This is a genomic window from Myxococcus sp. AM010 (genome assembly GCF_013372585.1).
Taxonomy (GTDB): domain Bacteria; phylum Myxococcota; class Myxococcia; order Myxococcales; family Myxococcaceae; genus Myxococcus; species Myxococcus vastator.
This window is the reverse complement of the sequence record NZ_JABXEO010000038.1, coordinates 1-12,864: the sequence shown is the minus strand read 5'-3', so window position 1 is coordinate 12,864 and position 12,864 is coordinate 1. Positions and strand designations below refer to the sequence as shown.

11 protein-coding genes are annotated in these 12,864 nt (G+C 69.2%); 3 read left to right on the top strand and 8 right to left on the bottom strand.

Features of this window, described 5'->3' with window-relative positions:
- Nucleotides 1–2: 2 nt before the first annotated feature.
- Genes HV826_RS18555 through HV826_RS18545 form a run of 3 tightly spaced genes read right to left on the bottom strand, consistent with a single transcriptional unit; the run spans nucleotide 3 to nucleotide 3,070 of the window.
- Nucleotides 3–374, bottom strand: a complete 372-nt coding sequence (locus HV826_RS18555; RefSeq protein WP_176418364.1) for a response regulator — start codon at nucleotides 372–374, stop codon at nucleotides 3–5.
- Nucleotides 371–1,957, bottom strand: a complete 1,587-nt coding sequence (locus HV826_RS18550; protein WP_368670951.1) for an RAD55 family ATPase — start codon at nucleotides 1,955–1,957, stop codon at nucleotides 371–373. Before HV826_RS18550 ends, HV826_RS18555 begins: the two co-directional genes overlap by 4 nt.
- 18 nt (nucleotides 1,958–1,975) lie before the next feature.
- Complete coding sequence (locus HV826_RS18545; protein WP_368670950.1) at nucleotides 1,976–3,070, bottom strand: ATP-binding protein; 1,095 nt, start codon at nucleotides 3,068–3,070, stop codon at nucleotides 1,976–1,978.
- Between the two features lie 231 nt (nucleotides 3,071–3,301).
- Between HV826_RS18545 and HV826_RS18540 the strand changes: the two genes are divergently transcribed.
- Nucleotides 3,302–3,874 (top strand): hypothetical protein, encoded by a 573-nt coding sequence (locus HV826_RS18540; protein WP_176418362.1) that lies wholly within the window; start codon nucleotides 3,302–3,304, stop codon nucleotides 3,872–3,874.
- A gap of 30 nt (nucleotides 3,875–3,904) precedes the next feature.
- Here the strand turns inward: HV826_RS18540 and HV826_RS18535 are convergent, their stop codons facing one another.
- Both HV826_RS18535 and HV826_RS18530 read right to left on the bottom strand, forming a co-directional pair.
- Nucleotides 3,905–5,563, bottom strand: coding sequence for a M14 family zinc carboxypeptidase (locus HV826_RS18535; protein ID WP_176418361.1), 1,659 nt, complete (start codon nucleotides 5,561–5,563; stop codon nucleotides 3,905–3,907).
- A gap of 476 nt (nucleotides 5,564–6,039) precedes the next feature.
- Complete coding sequence (locus HV826_RS18530) at nucleotides 6,040–6,771, bottom strand: hypothetical protein (RefSeq protein ID WP_176410627.1); 732 nt, start codon at nucleotides 6,769–6,771, stop codon at nucleotides 6,040–6,042.
- 83 nt (nucleotides 6,772–6,854) lie between these two features.
- Between HV826_RS18530 and HV826_RS18525 the strand changes: the two genes are divergently transcribed.
- Together HV826_RS18525 and HV826_RS18520 are read left to right on the top strand one after the other, a co-directional pair.
- Nucleotides 6,855–9,512: a hypothetical protein gene (locus tag HV826_RS18525; protein WP_176418360.1), complete on the top strand. Its 2,658-nt coding sequence runs from the start codon at nucleotides 6,855–6,857 to the stop codon at nucleotides 9,510–9,512.
- Nucleotides 9,513–9,664: 152 nt separating this feature from the next.
- Nucleotides 9,665–10,246, top strand: a complete 582-nt coding sequence (locus HV826_RS18520; protein ID WP_176418359.1) for a hypothetical protein — start codon at nucleotides 9,665–9,667, stop codon at nucleotides 10,244–10,246.
- Nucleotides 10,247–10,326: 80 nt separating this feature from the next.
- Here HV826_RS18520 and HV826_RS18515 read toward each other — a convergent pair whose 3' ends face one another.
- The 3 genes from HV826_RS18515 to HV826_RS18505 all read right to left on the bottom strand — a co-directional run bounded on the left by HV826_RS18515 (nucleotide 10,327) and on the right by HV826_RS18505 (nucleotide 12,809).
- Nucleotides 10,327–10,629, bottom strand: a complete 303-nt coding sequence (locus HV826_RS18515; protein WP_176418358.1) for a hypothetical protein — start codon at nucleotides 10,627–10,629, stop codon at nucleotides 10,327–10,329.
- Nucleotides 10,630–10,698: 69 nt separating this feature from the next.
- Entirely contained in the window at nucleotides 10,699–11,892 is a 1,194-nt protein-coding gene (locus tag HV826_RS18510; RefSeq protein WP_217917135.1) for a DnaJ family molecular chaperone, read from the bottom strand.
- 86 nt (nucleotides 11,893–11,978) lie between these two features.
- Entirely contained in the window at nucleotides 11,979–12,809 is an 831-nt protein-coding gene (locus HV826_RS18505) for a hypothetical protein (RefSeq protein ID WP_255217282.1), read from the bottom strand.
- Nucleotides 12,810–12,864: the final 55 nt, after the last annotated feature.

The window sequence follows — 12,864 nt, the reverse complement described above, 5'->3', positions numbered from 1 at the left end:
CATCACGCTGGCGTCCGGACGGGCGGCAGCTGCTGGTGCACCTGCTCCAGCAGGCGTTCGAGCGAAAAAGGCTTCTTGAGGAACCCCGCCCAGTCGTAGTCGGGCGGCCGCACCGACGGGTCGATGGCGCTCATGATGAGCACCGGCAGCGACGCGAACTCCCGCGAGCTGCGGATGGCCCGGATGGTCTCGAAGCCATTCATCACCGGCATCATGATGTCGATGATGGCCAGGTCTGGACGCGCGTCCTTCAGACAGTCGAGTGCCTCACGGCCATTCGAGCAGGTGACGACCCGGTAGCCCTCGTCCTCGAGGATGGACTTCACCGCTTCCGCGATGTCCCTCTCATCGTCGACGACCAGAATCGTCTTCATGAGGGCCTCCGCCCCGCGGGCTTCCGCTTGGGCTTCCGGGCCGCCTTCTTCGCCGCCGCCTTGGCGCCCATGGGCGGCTTTCTCTTGGCCTTGGCCTTGGGCCGTGCTCCCCTCACCACGGCATGGCCGGTGAGCACGGCCTCGGCGCTCTCGAAGGTCTCCGCGACGGTGATGCCTTTGTCGGTGATGGAGAACTCCCGGATGCCGCTGTCGTACTGGCTCTCCCGCATCTTCATGATGGAGATCAGCCGGTAGAGCTGGGAGCGCAGCTCCACGTAGCGCAGCAGGATGACGTTCTCCACGTACGCGGTGGCATCTGGCTGCGGGGCGTCCACGTTCGGGGAGAAGAGGGCCGTCTCATCGGAGTAGACGGTGGTGACGTCCAGCATCCGCAGCTGGTGGGACAGGGCGGAGAAGAAGCGGCTCATCCGCTCTGGGTAGACGGACGCCGAGCGGAAGCCCGCGATGCTGTCGACGAAGAGCCGCAGCCGTTTCACCTTGCGCTCCTGGATGCGCTCCAGCAGCCGCTCGGCGAGCGCGTCCAGGTTGTGCTCCAGCGGCGGCTGCCACTGGATTTCGATGAGCCCCGCGTCCACGTACTTCTTGAAGTCGCCCATGCTCACGCCCTCGGCTTTTTCAATGAGCCGCTGGGACGTTTCGTAGAAGCCGAAGTAGACACCGGGCTGTCCCTGTCTGGCGCCCTCCAGGAGGAAGCGCAGGCCCAGCAGCGTCTTGCCCGTGCCGGGAGCGCCCAGCAGCAGGGTGGTGGACCCCGACAAGAGGCCGCCGTGGAGGGACTTGTCCAGGCGAGGAACCCCGAAGGCCATCCGGCTGCGCTGCCCCTCTTCCTTCTCCTGGGGATTGGAGAACAGCACCTCGGTGCGAGGGTGGATGATGATGCCCCGGTTGGAGATTTCGAGCTCGTGCTTGCCGAGCAAGGAGTCACTGCCCCGGAACTTGAGCGCGACCAGCTCGCGGACGGCACGCGGTCCCGACAGCCAGAGGGACAGCTCGAAGACGCCATCCACCGCCGTGGTCTCCGGGGGCATGTCTCTGGCGAAGTGAGGTGACAGCAGTATCGTCGTGCAGCCGATGATGCCGATGAAGGTCTGCAGCTCCTGCAGGAAGCGTTTGTAGGTCAGGTCGCCGCGCGCGAACTCCTTCGCCGCGTCCATGCCGTCCATGATGAGCAGCGTGGCCTGGTGTTGCCGGGCCGCGCGCCGCACCAACTCCAGGAGCCCCTTGAGGCCCTCGGTCTCCAACTGGTGATAGGCGCTGATGTAGTGGAGCTTGTCGGGGATGACGGACGCGTCGAAGAACGACATCGCCTCCAGGTTCGCCAGCATGCGCGCGTGGGACTCCGTGAGCAGCGTCACGTAGAGCGCCTTGCCGCCATGCTTGACATGCCAGAAGGCAATCTGGTGCGCCAACAACGTCTTGCCCGAGCCGGGAGGGCCCAGCACCGCGTAGGATGCGCCCTGGATCAGGCCGCCCTTGGTGATGAAGTCGAGCCGGCGTACGCCGGTCTCCAACCGGGCTGGCATCGCCTTGCGCTCGCTTCCACCGTCTTCCCCTGACGACACGACACGCCTTCCTTTCGGTCAGTACGCTTCCACCCGGTGACGGGGCAGCGTGACTTGAAACGTCGAGCCTTCGCCCGGCTGGCTCTCCACGGTGAGTGTTCCTTCGTGCGCGGCGACGATTTCCCGGGCGATGTAGAGCCCCAAGCCCAGCCCCTCCGTGCCCGCGGTGGTGACCGCGCGCTCGAAGCGGTTGAAGATGCGGGCCAGGTCCTGCGCCGCGATGCCAATGCCCTGGTCCCTGACGCGAATCCGGAGGACGTCCGGATGTTCCTCCACCATGAGGCGGACGGGCTTGCCGTCGCCGTAGCGAAAGGCATTGGTGAGAAGGTTGCTGATGACCTGCTCCAGCCGGAGCCTGTCTCCCGCGAGCAGCGCGGGCCGCTCAGGCAGGGCCAGCGTCAGCTCCACGCCGGCTGCCCGGGCATGCATGGCCAGCCGCTGCGCCACGTCGCGCGCGGCCTCGGCCAGGTCCATCATCTCCAGATGGAGGCGCATCCTCCGGTTTCCCACCCGGGACACATCCAACAGTGTGTCCAGAAGCTGCTGCATTCGGACCAACTGACGCAGCGCGGGTGCGGTGCTGGCTTCAACGGTCTTCCGGGACACCGTATCGCCCGGCGTGCGGGCCAGGTGGTGGAGCACGCGCTCCAGGTTGAGCCGCAGCGCGGTGAGCGGTGTCCTCAGCTCGTGGGCCGCGATGGCGAGGAACTCGTCGCGGAGCTGCACCGCCGCCTGGGCCCGTGTCTGCAGCCGCAGCAGTGCTTCGATATTGGCGAGCAGCTCGTCGTCGCCCAGGGGCGTCGTCCAGTAGGCGTCCGCCCCCTGGGCCAGCCCGCGGAGCCGGTCCTCGCGGCGGACGGAGACGGCGGACAGGTGTGCGATCAGCAGGTCGCGCGTCTCCTCCTGCCCCCGAAGGCGCCGGCAGACCTCGTAGCCGTCGATGTCGGCCAGGTGCACGTCCAGCAGCACCAGGTCCGGGCGCCCGCTCGCCAGCCGGAGCGCCTCCGTTCCGCTGGTGGCTTCCACGACGTGATAGCCCGCGTTCGTGAGGATGCGGCCCGTGAGGTAGAGGATGGCGGGCGTGTCATTGACGTTGAGGATGGTGGCGCGCACTGGCGCGTCCTCCTTCGGTCGTCCTGACGCGCTGCTGGGTTCCATTCCAGGAAGATGGGCTTGGATTCACCCGAACGGAATCCCCAACGTGCGACGGCGTGCCGGGAGAGGTGTGTGGTGTCGCACAGTTCGCCGCCCACCGCGGGGTGATGGGTACTGAATAGATCCGCGGAGCATGCGTCTGTCCTCATGAACACGACGGCGGGCCCTGAGCTCACGAGGACGCACCCCATGAACCGCATCGCTTCCGCGCTGGTCGCAGCCCTTCTCCTCACTGGCAGTGCCCAGGCCCAGGGCTACGGCCCCCGTCCCACGCGCGTGGAGCGGAGCGAGCTGCGCGATGACCGCCGCGACGTGGAGGACCTGCGGAAACTGCTGGCCCGCTTCGATGCCGCGTGGAGCAGCCGGAGCGAACAGCGGATGGCGAACGTGGAGGTCAGTCTGCGCAAGCTGCTCCGTGCCGAGCTGGCGGAGAGCGAGCGGGAGCTGTCCAAGGATTGGGCGCAGTCGCGGCGGTCCCGGCGGGATGCGCGCGTGGCCCAGTGGGGCGGACCCCGGGCGGCCCAGTGGGGCCGGGCCTCCGCCGCCGAAGCTCGGAGCGACCTGCGCGCCGAGCACGCCGCGCTGCGGACACGGAAGGCCATTGCCCGCGAGCTCGACGAAATCGAGGGACTGCGTCAGCCCGGGGCCTTGAGCTACAAGCGCACGCTCATCCTGGAGCTCATCCAGGTGGCGGAGCGGGAGCTGAACCAGTCCCGGCGGGAAGTCCGTGACGACCGGCGTCCCCCCAGCCGGCGCCGCTGAGCGCCCGGCGCGCTGCCCCGCCGGCCAAGGTTACTCCGCCTTCTTCGGCGCGGTGGCGGAGCCCACCACGCGGTGCACCGGGTACAGCTCACCCGGGGTGATGGCGCCGTCGAGGAACTGCCAGCGGCAGAAGCCATCATCGGAGTGGGGCTCCAGCAGGTACACGGCGAGCGTTCCGGCGCGCTGGGCCGTGGGCACGTAGAGCGTCCCCGCGGGGAACTCGCGCGTGGCGCGCTCCGGGGCCACCGTGAGGACCGTCTCGAAGCGCACCGGCTTGGGCTTCTGGCTGAGCGGCACCTCGGCCTCGCCGGGCGGCGGCACATTCGCCGCCACGTCGGGGCTGAACGTCTCCTCGCGCCGGGCCACGCGGTAGCTGTCCACCGTGATCGGCCGGGGCTTGGGCAGCCGCTCGAACTGGATGCCATGGCCCTCCAGTCGGGGCGCGAGCTCCGCGGGGGCCAGATAGGCCTCCGGGGTGCTCACGGACTGGGTGGGGACGAAGGTCCGGTGGTGCGGCATCGTGTAGGTGCGCTTGCGCTTACCAGGGTAGCGCCGCGCGGTGATGCTCGCCTCGTCGAACGCGAGGATGTTCGCCGTGTCCCCGGGCCGGGCGTACGCGGGGTACTCGAACGCCAGCGCGCCCTTGTCATCGCGCGTGGCCACGCCGTAGTTGATGCCGACGAGCGTCTCCACGTCGGGAGCCTTGCCCCGCGCGATGATGTCCGCCTGCGTCTCGTCGGTGATGGCGCGGTAGGTGGCGGCGTTCCGGGCCGCGTCGCGGAAGAGCTCCAGCAGCCACGCGCGCATCACCGCGCAGCGGCGCGGGAAGTCGATGTAGCTGTACGTCTCCAGCAGCACGTCCAGCCGGCCGAGCAGGCCCCGGTAGTGGCTGCCGAAGCGCGGCAGCGCCGGGTACGTGTGCCAGCCCGAGCGCGGGTCGCCTTCGTCCTTGTAGTTGCCGTACCAGAAGCTGTCGAAGCCGTGGCGGCCCTGCACGGCCTTGGCGACGCGCTCCAGCAGGCCCCGGTTGTAGGCGCGCAGCTTGGAGAAGAGCGGCTCGTTGGAATGGGACGTGTCGAACGTCAGGTCGAAGGCGTGGATGCTGCCGTCGGTGGTGTGGCAGTCGATGAAGACGTGGGGCCACCAGGTCTGGTGCAACGCGGCCATGGCGCGCGTCTCCGGGGCCTCCTGCTTCGTGCTGTCGCGGTTGAGGTTCCAGCCCTCTCCCGTGTAGCGGGTGCCCACGCCGCCCTCGGGGTTCACCTGTCCCTCGAGGTCCTGGAGGTTGAGCTTCCGGTTGTTCGGGCTGATGCGGTCGTTGCCGTCGGGGTTGAAGTCGGGCACCAGCACCAGGCACACCTTGTCGAGCAGCGTCTGCCCCAGTCGGGTGAGGGTGAGGTCGCGCGCGAGCGCGAGCACGGCCTCCTTGCCTTCGACTTCGCCCGCGTGGATGTTGGCCTCCACCATCACCACGACCTTCTTCTGCTTGCGCGCCTGCTCGGGCGTGAAGCAGCCGCGGTCGCTCACCACCAACGCCGCCAGGGGCTGGCCCTCGCCGCTCAGGCCGAAGTCCACCCGGCGGGCGAGCTTCGTGCGGGCGCAGAGCGCGTCCACGAAGGCCAGCACGTCGGAGTGAAGGGACGTTTGCGTGTAGTTCGACGCTTCAGCGCGGGTCAGCAGCCGGTTCATGGGGGCGCATCCGAGCGCTCCCGCCCAGGCGCGTCAAGTCCCGCCGCGCCGCTGGAAAGAAGTGAGCCCGAGCAGGGTGTCCTCCTGCCCGGGCTCGGGGTGCTGCCATGGATGAGACCCGCACGTTTAAGTTCCCGCCTGCGGTTGAGACCTCGGGTCCTGCGATTGAACGACCGCCGCGCAAGGTGGAGTGGAGCGGCGGGCTGGAATTGCACCAGCATCACGAGGGAGGGGGCGGGAACGGTTGATCGGGCCTGCGACAGCGAATGCTGAGTCTGGAGTGGGAACTTGAGTTTGGGGTGCTTCGCGCGCTCGTGGTGCCGCCTGCCTCTACCGTGATTGGGCTACCCCGCCGCAGGTGGTGCTGAATGGCGGGGGCAGGGCTCGAACCTGCACTGGGGGACGGCCGGAGAACGCTCGGCGTGAAGCTGCTGCTGAGTTTGAGTCTGGACTCCAAAAGGTCTGCGGCCGTGAGTCTAGCCGAACAGGTAGCCGAGGAGGGCCTCGCCGGCCTTCATTTCCTCCACCTCGACGGCGTTCGCCTCTTCGCGGGCGAACTTGACGGCCTGCTGCAATTTCTCCACGCGCTCCAGCAGGTCATTCATGCGCGTGGCGGGGAGGGCTCCGGAGAACTTCACCGTCTTCCAGTAGCCGACGACGATGTCCTCGTAATAGACCTCCACCTGGGCCGGGTGCTTCTCGGTGGCCTCGGACTTCACGTGGTTGCGGGGGACCTTCTTCGTCTTCGCCGTCTGCACGGGCTCGGTGGCCCACAGGCCCTGCGCCGGGTCGGGAACCCACGACTCCGACGGGTCCAGCGTGGGCAGCTTCATCACGAAGGTGTGGAGGTCCACCAGCTGCTTCTCCAGGAAGAGGAGATAGGTGGCGGGGACACCCTTCAGCAGGACCCTGCCATCCACCCGCACGTCCGCCTTCGCGTGACAGTTGGTGAGGTCCTTGGTCGCGGTGACGTCGAAGAGCCGGGTGAGAATCTCTTGCGTCTTCTTGAGGACGTCTTGCGTGCGCACCTGCACGCGGGTGGATTCGGGGGGGAAGCGCTCACCCTCCTCGTCGCGGGGCTGATACGTGCGGGAGATGCCGCTGAGCAGCTGCGGCTTCTGGAGGTCGTGGTGGGCCTGCGTCAGCTCCTGCTGGGAGCGGTTCTTGACGCCCTTCTCGACGGCGATGATCTGGTTCAGCTTCGGCATGGCGCCCCTGACGCGGCGTGGCGCCTCGCCCTGACAGTCATTGTGGTATTCATGCATTCAAGGGAATTCAAAAGGGGACAGCCATGCGCAGCTCGAAGACGGGGTCCACGCCACCGCCGAAGCCGAAGCCTGTCACGCCGCGTGAGCCGCCGAGGCCCACGCAGCAGCAGTCCGCGCCCCCGGCGCGGAGCACCTTCGAGCGCGCGGCGTCCGCGCCCCTGAACCTCACGGGCTTCGACGTGCCGCGGCCCACGGCGGCGATGCAGGCGCGCGCCGCCCTGATTCCAGCCAGCCACGCGCTTCGAGGCCAGCCGCTGGCAGCGGCGCGTCTGGCGCAGGCGCCGCTCACGATGGGCGCGCAGCCGCTCCTCGCGGAGGACGGCGCGATGGATGCACCTCCGGCGGATGCCGCGGAGGCCCAGGCTCGTGCGGAGGATGCGCGCACGGCGGTGGGGCGCAATCCCGACACGGTGGCCCAGGACGCCGACGCCGCGCTGCGGGCCATGCGAGAGGCGAACGCCCTGGCGCTGGCGGAGAACAAGCCGCCGCCGTACCCGCAGGCGGAGAATGTCCAGGACGCTGCCGCCGCCATCCGCCTGGATGCCCAGTTGCAGACGGAGTTGTTCGGCGCTCCGCTGGCGCTGTCGCAGCAGCAGCAGGTCACCGCGGACGTGGCGACGCTCGGGGCCGCGCAGGACCCGGCGGCCGCCGCCGTCGAGCTCGAGCGGATGCTGGCCACGGCGTCGCCGGAGTACCGTGAGGCGCTGCTGTCGCATCCCGACGTGCAGCGCATGTTGGAGTCCTTCGCGCGGTACGAGCCGCCCTACGAGCAGCGCGAAGCGTACCGGGCCGGTCTGCAGAGCCTGGTTCGCCTGGGCGACGCGATGGGGTCGCAGTCACGCCTGCTGACCGACCCGATTGCGCGTGGCTACCCGAGCAACCCGGTCAACCTCACGTTCCTGGACACCCTCCGGTCCGTCACAGGGACGTCCCAGCCCATGGCGGATTCGTCCGGACTGGGCTTCGCCATTGCCCTGGACGCGTCCCTGACCGCCGCCCAGGGCGAGGTGGTGGCCAGTGATGTGCGGAACATCGCGATGCAGGGGTTGGTCGCCGCGGAGGGTGAGTTCGAACAGGTGGCCGAAGAGGTCGCCGAACTCCAGCAGCAGCTCGCGCTCTGGCTCCAGGACATGGGGCCGGCGATGACGGACGAACAGCGTCAGGCGGCGCTCGACACCTTCATGCAGCAGCACGCGGAGGTCTTCGCCCGGTTCGAACAGCTGGGCGGCCTGCTGACGGGCGCGGCCACCTCCATCGACGCGAACTTCATGCGCGCGGGCAACGAGGCCTACGACAACCACGCCGAGCGCATCCTCTACTCGTCGCAAGCCCTGGGGATGACCCGCGCGGGGAGCCAGTTCTTCCAGGACATGGTCGCCAGCGCCAACCCGGACCAGCCGGGGTTGATCGACCACGCGCTGACCCTCGCGGAGAACAGTCCTGACTTCGCCCAGGGCGCGGCCACGGTGTGGGTCCAGGCGCTTGGCAATCACGCCGCGGAGCTGATGGCGCGCGGAGACACCGCGTCGGCGCGGGTCCTCCTGCAGGGCCCCATTGGCAAGTACGCGGCGTTGTTCGGACTCGACGAGTCGAAGTTCCAGCAGGTGCTCGGTGAGCTCGACACGCTCCTCACGAGCGCGCCCACCACCGGTCCAGCGGCCCAGGCCGCGTTCCAGGACGGGCTGCGGAAAATCCAGGACCTCATCGGCGACAGCCGGCTGCTCAGCGCCTTCGGCGGCGTCGCGCTGGGGCTGGCGACCTTCAGCTTCGCCCAGAGCATGGAGGTGCCCGAGGACCTGGGGGATGCGCTGAAGCTGGCTTCCGACGCGGTGGGCATCGGGCCGGAGATCGCCGCGGTGGCCGCGAAGATGGTGGGCAACACGTCCGTCGCGTCGTGGATCGACAACGTCGGTGGCAAGGTGCTCGCCCGGTTCGGTGTCGGCATTGACGTCGTGCGCTCCATCCACGCCTTCGCCAATGGCAACGCGGAGATGGGCGCGGCGCTCGGGCTCCAGGCTGTGGGCGGCGCGGTGATTGCCTTCGGTGGTCCCGTGGGGTGGGTGGTGGGCGGTGCCATGGTGATTGGCAGCGCCCTGTGGCAGGGCGCCATTGAAGGCGAGAGCGACCGCCGCGAGGCGCGTGAGGCGTTCCTCATCAGCGCGGGTGTACCGCCGGAGACGGCGAAGCGGCTGGCTGGGGCTCCCGACGGCCGCCTGCAGCAGCTGGCCGCCATGGGCCTGGACTACGAACAGATCGTGGCGCTTGCGGAGGCCAACTCGCCGCTGCTCAGCGATGACACGACGCCCGAAAGGCTCACGGAGTTGAAGGACCTGGGCTTCACCGCCAGCCAGCTCGTGGAGCTCAGCCGGACGTCTCCGGACCTGTTCACCCAGGAGTCTGGCAATGGCTTCTCCATGGAGCGCCTGCGCGACTTCATGAGCCAGACGGGCATGGATGCCGCGGCGCTGACGGACTTCCTGGGCGCGCTCGCGGCGACCGTTCCGGAGAGCGGCGCCGGGGCGACCTCGTTCTTCTTCCAGGTGCTCAACGCGCCCGAGAGTCCTCGCACCGAGGCGGAGTGGATAGCGCGGTTCCAGGAAGTCGCGGCGCACTGGCGGGAGCGCGACCCGGACGTCGCCGCGCTGTTCGACGCCGCCGTGGCGCACCTCCAGGCCCACTGACCGCCAGGAGCGCGCTCCTTCCTCGGCTGGCCCGGCGAGCCGGGCGCCTGGGCCTCGGCCGCCGCACTGTGTGCGTCCATGGGGGTGAGCCCTCATGCATGACGTCAGCACAGCGCCGCGCCCGGAAGGTCGCGCGGAAGGAGACACGCGTCATGACGGAGCAAGAGGCCTACGTGAAGCAGATGGATGCGGAGAAGCGGAGGCTCGACGCCCGGATCGCCGAAACGGAGGCGCAGGCAGACGTCCGCCAGGCAAGCGACGAGCTCAAGGACATGTCCGCGATTCGCCGCGTCTTCGACAAGTTCCGCCTCAAGCTGGATGAGTTGGGCAAGCGGCAGACGCAGAACTTCGACCAGGGCAAGGTCGAGCTCCGGAAGTCCTACGACGACACCAACCAGGCTGTCATCGAGATGGAAGCGAAGATGGCGCTCGTCCGTGCCGCCTACGAGCGCAAGCGGGAGGCGGAGCTCCGAGCGCTTGGCGCGCAGGTGGATGGCTGGGAAGCGTCCGCCGCGCAGTCCCGGGCCGAGGACTCACGGCTCACGCGGCAGGAGCTCGAGTTCATCCGTCGCTCGCTCCATGACACGGAGTCCGCGCTCCGCCGGTTGATGAGCAGCCACGGCGAGAACTGGTCGAAGCTGAAGAAGGACTACGAGGACTCGTGGCGCGAGCTGCGGGAGCGCTCCGACAAGATTCGCGCGGGCGCGGACGTGCAGCCGTCCTCTCGCGCCTGAACCTGGACGGCACGAGGACCGGACCGGGTGAGGTCCGGCCTCGCGCCGGGGACCGCGGACGCCGCGTCAGAACGCGCGGTTCACCGCGTAGCCGCAAAGCTTGTGCTCGGCCTTGTACGTGTTGGGGCCGGGGATGCCGTCGTACTCCGTCGTCGTATGCGGCAGGCCACCACCGGTCGGCGGAGGCGTGCCACCGCCCGCTTGGGATTGGCGGCGGCGAAGGCCCGCGCCCTGTCATAGACGGGCGAGTTCAGCTCGGATGTCTCGGTTTCGAGCGCGTCCGGCGTGAGCGCCTCCGTGTCCTCGACGGCGCCGCCCCACGCACCCAGCAGGATGGCCACCGACAACAGCGCCGCGTCCCACGTCATCCCATTCGTCTTCATCCCGTGGCTCCTGTCATCGCCGCTCAACGCGAGGTTGTCGGCGGGAGCACGGCTGGAGCTTCAAGGAAGCTAAGTTTTACCTGTGTCCGAAGTTTTCCTGCGAACGTACTCCCAGGCTTCGATGAGCCTGCGCGTTTCCTCCTGCGCCAGGGCCTGCAGCTTGGGGCCGAGCTGCGCGACCTTGTCTGGATGGTACTGGGCCACCAGCGACAAATAGGCCCGCCGTGCATCCGCGAGCGGAGTGTCGGGCGTGACGCCCAGCACCTCCCAAGCAGACGCCACAGGCTCAGGCTCCGCGACTGGCGAGTCGTCCGCGTCGTCGGCTTCCTCGGTGGTGTCGTCGGCCTTGGCTTCTTCCTCTCCCTCGACGGGAGGCTCGACGGGAGGCGCGGGCCGGTCGAAGCCCACGCCGCAGGTGGCGCACAGGAGCTGCTCCTGGGGCTCACCGGAGGCGGAGGGAACGACGCGTGTGTCGAAGCAGTCCCCACACACGATGTTGCGACAGGACTCACAGCGCGCGGCGGAGGGGGCGTCGTCCAGGTCCTGGCCGCACCGGAGACAGTCGTCTGGCAGGGGGGCCTCTTCGCCACATCGCACGCAGTGGGCCCAGGCGCGGTCCAGGCGGTGCTCGCACTCCGTGCACTCCAGGCCGCCGCCGCTCGCGGGCTCCCAGTGCTTCGCTTCTCCGCACCACGGGCAGCAGGGCATCAGCCACGCCAGCTTCCCGGTGCAGTCGTCCGCGTCGCAGTCGAACTCAAGCCGGTAGCCCTGGGCCACGGGCTCGGGCGCGTTGGCCTCGTCGAAGGGCTCGCCACAGGCCCAGCAGTGATTGAAGCGCGGGTGCGAGGGCGCCTCGCACGCCACGCAGACGGGGTTGCCGTGCTCGGCCTTCCATTCGACTTCGTCGCCGCAGCCGGGGCAGAAGCCCATGGCCTGCGTGACATCCGGGTGCTGGCAGGATGACCTCGCCGCGTGGGCGGCTCGCTCGCGCTGTCCAGGCGGGGCGGGGAAGGGGGGCTTGAGGCCTCGCTCCGTCAGGTGCTCCCACCAGCAGGCGCGGCAGACGCGGCCCCGGGCCTTCCGGTTCGCGTGGCCGGGCGCCACCGGGCGTTGCTGGAAGTCACCGGCCTCCAGGACCTGCGTGCTCAGGCACACCTGACAGACCCTGTCGCCGCAAACCTCGCAGCTTCCCGCGAGGCGGCGGACGCCCAGACCCAGGATGCCGGCGGTCAGCACCTCCCTGCAGCACGGGCAGGCTCGCATGGACTCCTCTCGCGGGATGGCCGGGCCAGGTGGGGCCCCGGGTGGGCCTCACGCATGCCCCATTCAGCCGGCCAGGTCCAGCGCGCTTACTCGCAGCCGATGCGCCGCGGGCCCACGGCGAGCTCGTCCATCCACCAGTCAGTGGGCACGGGGAGCCCCTGGTAGAGGAACACGCCGACCTCGAGCACGGTGAAGTCGCTGACCTTCTCGCGCACCGGTCGCTCCTGGGTCGGTGGATCGGAGAAGACGAAGGTCTCAGGCCACTGAAGCTCGGTGCCGTTGAGCCAGACGCGCGGCTCGGCGGCCTCCGGTTGCGTGCCATTGGCGCCGTCGAAGAGCCATTCCAGACACGCCCATTCGTCGAGTACGAGCGGGGTGTCCGACACCCGCACCCATTCGGGGAACCCCGGCGGCTCGGGTGGGTGCCAGATGGCCATGTAGCGCTGCCGGTACGTGGCGACCTCGTACCAGTCGAGCGTGTCCAGGGCCCCGCCCGCCTGGCCGGGCCTGGGGTAGCGGGCATTGAAGAGGCCCGCGTGGGACATGGGGCGCGCGGGGGACGTGTAGACGTAGACGCGGCCCCACAGCACGGGGCCGAAGTGGGCGGGCAGCTCGAAGCGGAGCGTCTTCTTGGGCCCCCCTTGGCTTCCCTCCGTGCCACCGACGAGCTGACGGGCATGGAGGGCGTACCGGCCCCGATATGCGCGGGTGTCGTCCACGAGCAGCTTGCCGCTGAACTCGTCGCGGTGGGGCGTCCAGCCGTCGGGGATGCGGCCCTCCTCGAAGTCCCAGCAGCGCGTTCCAGGAGACTCGCAGGCGTGCAGGGGACGGTGCCGCGCGGGAGGCGGGCGGGCGCAGGCGGCGGCCAGGAACGTCAACATCAACCGGGGAAACCACCCGCGGTGTCGAGCGCGCATGTCACGACCCTGTTCGGTGAATTCAAGGAAAATAGAATGGGGCGGGGTGGGGGAC

What these genes read in the sequence shown, in the direction of transcription:
- HV826_RS18525 (WP_176418360.1), top strand. Translation starts at nt 6,855, where the DNA reads ATGCGCAGCTCGAAGACGGGGTCCACGCCACCGCCGAAGCCGAAGCCT.
- HV826_RS18505 (WP_255217282.1), bottom strand. Translation starts at nt 12,809, where the DNA reads ATGCGCGCTCGACACCGCGGGTGGTTTCCCCGGTTGATGTTGACGTTC.
- HV826_RS18510 (WP_217917135.1), bottom strand. Translation starts at nt 11,892, where the DNA reads ATGCGAGCCTGCCCGTGCTGCAGGGAGGTGCTGACCGCCGGCATCCTG.
- HV826_RS18520 (WP_176418359.1), top strand. Translation starts at nt 9,665, where the DNA reads ATGACGGAGCAAGAGGCCTACGTGAAGCAGATGGATGCGGAGAAGCGG.
- HV826_RS18555 (WP_176418364.1), bottom strand. Translation starts at nt 374, where the DNA reads ATGAAGACGATTCTGGTCGTCGACGATGAGAGGGACATCGCGGAAGCG.
- HV826_RS18530 (WP_176410627.1), bottom strand. Translation starts at nt 6,771, where the DNA reads ATGCCGAAGCTGAACCAGATCATCGCCGTCGAGAAGGGCGTCAAGAAC.
- HV826_RS18535 (WP_176418361.1), bottom strand. Translation starts at nt 5,563, where the DNA reads ATGAACCGGCTGCTGACCCGCGCTGAAGCGTCGAACTACACGCAAACG.
- HV826_RS18515 (WP_176418358.1), bottom strand. Translation starts at nt 10,629, where the DNA reads ATGAAGACGAATGGGATGACGTGGGACGCGGCGCTGTTGTCGGTGGCC.
- HV826_RS18540 (WP_176418362.1), top strand. Translation starts at nt 3,302, where the DNA reads ATGAACCGCATCGCTTCCGCGCTGGTCGCAGCCCTTCTCCTCACTGGC.